Annotated in this window: 7 protein-coding genes; 2 read left to right on the forward strand and 5 right to left on the reverse strand. The window is 43.7% G+C overall.

Annotated features, from left to right (window positions below):
* Positions 1-146: 146 nt before the first annotated feature.
* From F6K46_RS36820 to F6K46_RS36835, 4 genes are all read right to left on the reverse strand, one after another.
* Positions 147-494, reverse strand: a complete 348-nt coding sequence (locus F6K46_RS36820; RefSeq protein WP_081431069.1) for a hypothetical protein — start codon at positions 492-494, stop codon at positions 147-149.
* Positions 491-820 carry a hypothetical protein gene (locus F6K46_RS36825; RefSeq protein WP_143727464.1) on the reverse strand — a complete coding sequence of 110 codons (330 nt, stop codon included), beginning with the start codon at positions 818-820 and terminating at the stop codon, positions 491-493. Before F6K46_RS36825 ends, F6K46_RS36820 begins: the two co-directional genes overlap by 4 nt.
* Positions 775-1,038, reverse strand: a complete 264-nt coding sequence (locus F6K46_RS36830) for a hypothetical protein (protein WP_293068604.1) — start codon at positions 1,036-1,038, stop codon at positions 775-777. The genes F6K46_RS36825 and F6K46_RS36830 overlap by 46 nt, the downstream gene beginning before the upstream one ends.
* A gap of 456 nt (positions 1,039-1,494) precedes the next feature.
* On the reverse strand, positions 1,495-3,648 hold the full coding sequence (locus F6K46_RS36835) for a Tex family protein (RefSeq protein ID WP_293067947.1): 2,154 nt from the start codon (positions 3,646-3,648) through the stop codon (positions 1,495-1,497).
* Between the two features lie 432 nt (positions 3,649-4,080).
* Between F6K46_RS36835 and F6K46_RS36840 the strand changes: the two genes are divergently transcribed.
* A complete protein-coding gene (locus F6K46_RS36840) occupies positions 4,081-4,545 on the forward strand; it encodes a VOC family protein (protein ID WP_293067950.1) in 465 nt (154 codons plus the stop codon).
* Here the strand turns inward: F6K46_RS36840 and F6K46_RS36845 are convergent.
* Positions 4,511-4,642, reverse strand: a complete 132-nt coding sequence (locus tag F6K46_RS36845; protein WP_293067952.1) for a hypothetical protein — start codon at positions 4,640-4,642, stop codon at positions 4,511-4,513. The genes F6K46_RS36840 and F6K46_RS36845 overlap by 35 nt on opposite strands.
* 344 nt (positions 4,643-4,986) lie before the next feature.
* On the opposite strand from F6K46_RS36845, the gene F6K46_RS36850 reads away from it, so the two are divergent.
* Complete coding sequence (locus F6K46_RS36850) at positions 4,987-7,497, forward strand: endonuclease/exonuclease/phosphatase family protein (protein ID WP_293067955.1); 2,511 nt, start codon at positions 4,987-4,989, stop codon at positions 7,495-7,497.
* Positions 7,498-7,590: the final 93 nt, after the last annotated feature.

The following is a 7,590-nucleotide window of genomic DNA, read 5'->3' on the forward strand; positions in this document are numbered from 1 at the left end:
TAGTTATAAGGGTTTTAGCTTCTAGAACATCATTCCTAGGGTCAATTGCCCAGTTTATCTTAGCAAAGATAAACTGGCATCAAAGCATTATCTAGTAAGCTTTTAAGGGCTCATGTCACCCCCTCAGGGCCTGCTGATTCTGCCAGTCAATTACATGGGCGAGAAAAGTCATAGGCATCCTCACGAGTCCCTTGCCAACTGGTGTCTGCTCTGACAGGTCCAATCAGCTCAATGCCATCATCGTTTTGGCTGGTGACCAGCAGCTGTGCATCCACATAGCCTGCATCCACAAAATGTTGGCTCGGTAACTTTGATTTTTGCGCTAAAGCCTGATGAATCATAGCAGTTTGTTCAACATCTTGGACTTGAGCTGGAGTAGTTTCGACATGAGTAATCAGGTGAACTTGGTTCGTTTCACAGGTTTCACCCTTGTTGTACCTTAGATCCAGTCCAAGACTCTGAGCGCAAAGTTCCAACCCGAGCATCACTTTCATAGGGGGAACTCAAACCCTCTCCAGGGGATGGCATTTCCTTTGGTGGGCGGAGTTTGATCTGTCCGTGGGTCTTCATCATACTGATAGACCCAATATTGACGCAGTTGTTCAACCTTGGGTAAACGGCGTAGGTGCTCTGGAGTTTCCTCAAGCCACAGACATTCGAGCAATTTCATCCCATCACGGCCAATTGGCTCCCCATCGGCGGTGCTGATGAGCTGCTTTTTGGGGAGACGATAATCGTCTATGACTTTGCCATAACGCTCTTTCCACTCAGGGTCTACCCAACGCAAGTAACCACTTTGGTTCTCTGAGGGCAAATACATATAGTGTTGCTCTGTTGCATTTCCCCCACTGCTTCTTGACGGTTGAGTTCTCGAAGGGTTGCAAGCACTTGGGTTGAGTCACTGCGTTGTTTAACTAATTCCTTAATCCATCCCCCTGCTTTGAGTTGGCTGAGTAAGTGATCTAATACTCTGTCTCCTGCTCCTCCCTCTACCAGGCGATTGCGAAATTCACCCAAGCCCGTATGGTCACGCGCCACTATCTTCGTTCCTCCAAACCCAAGCAATATTTCCTGTTCTACCGACAAATGACTGCATCCGCTGCCTGACGGTCTGGTAAATTTTCCAGAAATTGCATAACCCTCACCAGGGCTAATTGTCCTGCACTAATCAATGACGAACCATGCTGCTTAACAAGTCCGCAAAGTATTGATCGTGATAAATCTCTGGGAGTTCATCCCTGAGCCAGATCTAGAGATTCCCTTGGGGAAATGCTGCTAGGGCTACCCGACGAGTAAGCTTCAGGAACACTGGCACCGATGGGCTTGACATCAAGCATTTCTCTTTCTCCTTTTAGCTCCCAACTCTTACCATATCGTCAATGCTTTTACTCATTTTTTTGTTAAGCAATATTTCGCCAGCAGCATCCGGGGTGGGCTGTCCCAACCTTGGCTACCAAGAAAATCAGAGCCCCCCTAACGCACCCTAAGCAACATTTAGCGCGATCGCATTGATAAACTAACCCGCTTCAGTTTTTCATTTACTTCCATTACCCGCACCTTGACCACCTGTCCCACTTTGACTATCTGTTTGGGATCCTCTACAAACCGGTCGGCTAGTTGGGAGATATGCACTAACCCATCTTGATGCACGCCGATATCTACGAAGGCTCCAAAGTTTACCACATTGGTGACAATTCCTTCTAATTCCATTCCAGGACTTAGGTCTTTGAGCTCATTTACGCCTTCTTTGAAGGTGGCGTACTTAAACTCTGCCCTGGGGTCTCGTCCTGGCTTTTCCAATTCCTGGATAATATCCTCTAGGGTTGGTAAGCCTATGGTATCTGTGACGTAACGGTTCAAATCTACTGATTTGAACCGATCTGCTCCTTGGTTAATCTTGGCTAGAGGTAACTGCAAATCCAATGCGATCGCTTTCACTACGGGATAACTCTCTGGATGCACAGCTGTGTTATCCAATGGATTATCCCCGTTGCGAATCCTTAGGAATCCTGCTGACTGCTCGAAGGCTTTTGGCCCTAACTTTGGTACCTTAAGGATTTCCCGACGGTTCTTGAATGCACCTTGCTCATTGCGATAGCTCACAATGTTATTAGCAATGGTCGGGGTAATCCCAGATACAAAGGTTAGCAGTTGAGCAGAAGCAGTGTTTAAATCTACTCCTACATAGTTTACACAACTTTCAACGGTGTCATCAAGTTTCTTCTTGAGCAATTTCTGATCAACATCGTGTTGGTACTGTCCCACACCAATAGATTTAGGGTCAATTTTGACCAACTCAGCTAAGGGGTCTTGTAAGCGTCTGCCAATACTAATCGCTCCCCTGACTGTGACATCTAAATCCGGAAACTCCTCTCGTGCTAGCTCACTGGCGGAATAAATCGATGCCCCAGATTCATTCACCATTACTTTTATCGGTTTGCGCTCCATGGTTTTCAGGACTTCCGAGATAAACTCATCTGTCTCACGAGATGCTGTACCGTTACCAATGGCAATCAGCTCGATCTGGTAGGTTTCAATTAAATTCTTAATGGTTTCGGCAGCTTGTTGACGCTTGTGACTACCTTGATGGGGAAACACTGGCTGGTATGTGATGTATTTAGCTGTCTCGTCCAGGATAGCCACTTTACAACCGGTGCGGAAGCCTGGGTCTATCGCTAAGGTTGGCTTCATGCCTGCTGGAGGAGATAACAACAGTTCTCGGAGATTGGTTTCAAAGGTTTTAATAGACTCTGCATCAGCATAGGCTTTGCGATCGGTGCGTACTTCCGTAGTTAGGGAGGTTTTCATCAGCCGATTAAACCCATCTTTGAGCATGGTCTGGTAAAACTGTCGCAGTAAGGTAACCTTGGTGTGAATTTCCTCAGACTCTAGGTAGGACATAACATAGTCTTCATCAAAAGAGAGTTCCAGCTTTAGTACTCCCTCCGCTTCACCCCTGAGCAGGGCTAACATATTGTGTGGCGCTACAGATTTAACGGGGATTTGGAACTCCCGGTACATTTCAAACTTAGTGGTACCTTCGGGATAATCCTTTTTAATCCGAGACACGAATACTCCCGATTTCAGGAAATAATCCCGCAAGTACGCTCGTAAGTGGGCTTTCTCCGCTACAGCTTCCGCTAAAATATCAGAGGCACCTTGAAGAACGTCCTCTACCGTATTGAGCTTATGGTCTGGGGAAATGTATTTAGCCGCTTCTTCAGATAAGGATACTGATTTAACCTCCGGAGTGTTCATCGACTCAATCCAGTCCGCTAAGGGTTCAAGTCCTTTCTCCCTCGCCATGGTTGCCCGAGTGCGTCGTTTGGGTTTATAGGGCAGGTAGAGGTCTTCCAATTCAGTCTTTTGCTGGCAAGCTTCGATCTTAGCCTTTAGTTCATCGGTGAGCTTACCAGCAGATGCGATCGCATTCAGAATTACTGACTTCCGTTGCTCCAGTTCCGTTAGATAAGTATGGCGCTCAGCTATAGTGCGTAGCTGAACTTCATCGAGAGAACCAGTCACCTCTTTACGGTAGCGAGCTATAAACGGAATAGTTGCCCCTTCAGCAAATAAAGACAGGGCATTCTCGATCTGAGTCGCACTTAACGACAGTTCTTGGGCTAAGATTTGAGAAAAAGTGCTCATGTTACCAGGAAAAGCAGAAATTAAAATAAATTTGAAATATATTTAAAGTAGCAAATTGAGAACGGGAGCATGTCAAATTTGTAATTAGGTACATAGATCCCCCCTAACCCCCCTTAAAAAAGGGGGGAATTAGATGGAAAAGTCCCCCTTATTAAGGGGGATAATGGGGGATCTGAATCAGGGATTAACAAAACTGACATGCACCCATTGAGAACGGTATAGCGTTTTTATTTGAGATGTAAACCTACAAGGTCTTTTTTTAGTTTACAATAAAACTCCGGAGCTCTTGCACCTCTTGCCTTTTGCCTTTTGCCTCTTGCCTCTTGCCTTTTTCGGCAATACTGGTATTTACAATCTATATCCAAACGCGCTTATTACCATTAATAATTAACAATTAACACTTCCATTTGCAACTAACAATTATTAAGAAAAATGGTCTCTAGCCCTGAATTGATCAAACCTACACTAAGTCCAGGTAGTCTCCGTCGAGTCCATCATATTGCTCTGAATGTGAAGGATATCCAAGCATCGCGCCACTTTTATGGTACAGTACTAGGTTTACATGAACTAACTGGAGAAGAAGTGCCCAGTACTTTGCGATCGCTAGTCGCAGCCGGAAAAGTCACTAACTTCGTTACCCCAGATGGCATTGTTGTGGATTTGTTTTCCGAGCCAGAGCTATCACCACCGGATCCAGACCCCCATCGTGGCTTTACTCGGGTCAATCATCTCGCCTTTGATATCGATCCTCAGTTATTTGACCAAGCCGTAGAAGTCCTAAAACAAAATCAAATTCCCATCGATCATGGTCCAGTAACTCGTCCTACCGGCAGAGGTATCTATTTTTATGACCCCGATGGATTTATCGTTGAAATTCGCTGCGATGCGATTGAATGAGACTTCGCTGAAGTTGTGAAGAATCGGGAATCGGGAATCGGGAATCGGGAATAAAAATTACAGCGTTTTTAATAACTATTAGGTGCGCTTGAGTCATTAATTATTAATGGATCAAGCGCACCTATAACATTTGATTCCGACGCCAGAAACAGCCCTGCTGTTAATAAGGCTGGGGTTAGGAATAATATCTGACAGGAGAAAAACAATCAGCTTGATCAGTAAAATAATGATGACTAACTATGGCAATTTTAAAAGTTAATACCACAGATTAAGTAACTAATAGGAAAACATAACTTAATGTTAACTTTTAAAAAGTAAGATAACTAATAGTTATTAGATCTGGGTGTAAATTCACAGTTTGGTGAATTAATTGTAATATTTTAAATTGTCAAGAGTTCGTTCGTAATACTGAACCAAGTAAAAATTGGAGGAATTTTTTCTATGGCTATTATTAGTGAATTTCAACCTAACCCAATAGGTAGTGATCCAGCTCTGACAACATTTGAACTTAGTGGAACACCAGGCGAATCTTTTGAAGGAGTGATCGTCAATATTGAGAGCGACCCTGGTGGTTCTAACCCAGGAGACATAAATAATTTTGAGTCGGTTTCAGGTACTTTTGATAGCAATGGTTTGTTGAGTGTCAGTATTAGTGACATAGAGAACCCTTCATTTACAGTAGCCCTTTTGTCTACATTCACAGGGGACACCTCTACTGATATTGACACCAACGATGACGGAGTTCCAGATGATTTATCAACCTTTGGTACCGTTTTTGATGCAATCGGTGTGCCTGATGCAGCAGGTGATGAAACATTGTTGTATGGTACAGACCTCGGTGGAACCGACTTTGCCTTTACTGGTGATGAACCAAGACTTATCTTTAGGGATGGTAGTGTAGGAGACCTTTATGCCATTAATGATCCAGACAACGGTCAAGTGTTTAATATTAATGGAATTGCCATAACTCCTGCATCTTTTGATACAGACCCCACTCTTGGTACTGATACCTTCGGTTCTATCAACCCTACTATTTCTACTATTGTAGGAACAAGCCCGGCAATTGCCCCCATCTTCGATATTCAAGGTGCTGGTCACCTCTCCCCATTTGATGGTAGCGAAGTCACCACCACAGGTATTGTCACAGCAGTAGATACGAATGGTTTCTATCTACAAGACCCAACAGGAGATGGTAATGATGCTACCTCAGACGGGATCTTTGTCTTCACCGGTTCAGCGCCTGGAATCGCAGTAGGTGATCAGCTAGAGGTAACAGGTACAGTCAATGAATTTATTCCCGGTGGTGCTGGTACTGGCAATCTTTCTATTACCCAGATTGGCAGCCCAACTATTACCACTCTCTCAACTGGAAATTCTGTTCCTGCTGCTACCATTATTGGTTCAAGTGGTCGGTTAGCTCCCACAGAAACTATTATTAGCAATAGTGAACTACCTGTTAATCTCCAAACAGCATCAGGTACCTTTAACCCCACAGTAGATGGTATTGACTTCTACGAAAGTTTAGAAGGAATGCTAGTAACTGTTGAAGACGCAGTTTCTGTTGCTCCTACTGATGCCTTTGGTGGCTTCTCAACCTTTGAGTTTTTTGTAGTTCCTAACCAAGGTGCATCTGCAACTGGTCTAAACAGCAACGGTGGTGTTACTCTCAACGACCCTGATCTTAGTGATGGTACTACCTTTGCTGACATTGAATTTAATCCAGAAAGAGTGCAAATTGATGCACTAACTGACGAGAGTGATCTCCCTTCTATTAGTACTGGAACATTGTTAGGGGATGTAACTGGAGTTGTCAGCTACAGCTTTGGTAACTACGAAGTTCTTATTGATGAACCCCTCACTCCTCAAGGCAATATTGGGATTACAACACCAGAAACAACAACTGTAGTAGGTGATTCTGACCAATTAACTATTGCTAGCTACAATGTTCTCAACTTAGATCCCAACGATGCTGATGGTGATACCGATATAGCAGATGGTCGCTTCGATTTAATTGCTAGTCAGATTGTTAACAATCTCGCCACACCGGACATCATTGGTTTACAGGAAATTCAGGATAATGATGGTTCTGTTAGTCCAGGAAGTTCTGATGTTATTTCAGCTAGTGAAACCCTGGAATTACTCATTAATGAGATTGTCGCAGCAGGAGGACCACAATACCAGTTCATTGACAACACTTTTATCGAAGACGATGTCAGCGGTGGACAACCTGGTGGCAATATTCGTGTTGCTTACTTATACAATCCAGAACGAGTGGATTTAGTTCCAGGTTCTGTTCAAACTGTCCTTGACATACCTCAAAGTCAAGCAGACAATCCTTTCAATGGAACTCGCCTACCTTTAGCTGCAACCTTTGAATTTAACGAACAGGAAGTTACTGTTGTTAATAATCACTTTAGCTCTCGTGGTGGTAGTGATCCTTTGTTTGGTGGCATTCAACCTCCCGAGATTGGTGGAGAGACTGACCGTGTTGAGCAAGCTCAAGCCAATAACGATTTTGTTGATAGTATCTTAGCTGAAAATCCATCAGCTAATGTGGTTGTCCTAGGGGACTTGAATGGTTTCCAATTTGAAGATTTCCAGACTGTTAACTTGGCAGGGGGTCCAGATAATCCAGTTCTTACTAATCTCACCGATACCTTGGATCCTTTAGACGCTTACAGCTTTATCTTTAACGGTAACTCTCAAGCTCTTGACCATGCATTTGTATCTGATAACTTAGTCAATGTTGCAGAATATGATATTGTTCATGCCAACGTTGATTTCGCTGACACTCCAGAGCGCGCTAGTGACCACGACCCAGTAATTTTAGGATTGACTTTGCCACCAATAGTAATTCCAGGTGAGAAAATTATTGGTACCTTTGGTAATGATGAACTTGCTGGTACAGATGGAAATGATATACCAATCCTAAATGATTTTGAAGAAAAATGAGATATCATGGAATATAAATTTACCACCATGTTCTCATGACTCTGGAAGAATTTATAGCTAGCAATCGAGACCCTAGAGAGCTAAAGCGAGCAA

Origin of the sequence: Moorena sp. SIO3E8 (assembly GCF_010692445.1) — a bacterium.
GTDB lineage: Bacteria > Cyanobacteriota > Cyanobacteriia > Cyanobacteriales > Coleofasciculaceae > Moorena > Moorena bouillonii.

Coding starts and splice junctions, on each gene's coding strand:
- F6K46_RS36820 (WP_081431069.1), bottom strand. CDS start 494: ATGAAAGTGATGCTCGGGTTGGAACTTTGCGCTCAGAGTCTTGGACTG.
- F6K46_RS36825 (WP_143727464.1), bottom strand. CDS start 820: ATGTATTTGCCCTCAGAGAACCAAAGTGGTTACTTGCGTTGGGTAGAC.
- F6K46_RS36835 (WP_293067947.1), bottom strand. CDS start 3,648: ATGAGCACTTTTTCTCAAATCTTAGCCCAAGAACTGTCGTTAAGTGCG.
- F6K46_RS36840 (WP_293067950.1), top strand. CDS start 4,081: ATGGTCTCTAGCCCTGAATTGATCAAACCTACACTAAGTCCAGGTAGT.
- F6K46_RS36845 (WP_293067952.1), bottom strand. CDS start 4,642: ATGACTCAAGCGCACCTAATAGTTATTAAAAACGCTGTAATTTTTATT.
- F6K46_RS36850 (WP_293067955.1), top strand. CDS start 4,987: ATGGCTATTATTAGTGAATTTCAACCTAACCCAATAGGTAGTGATCCA.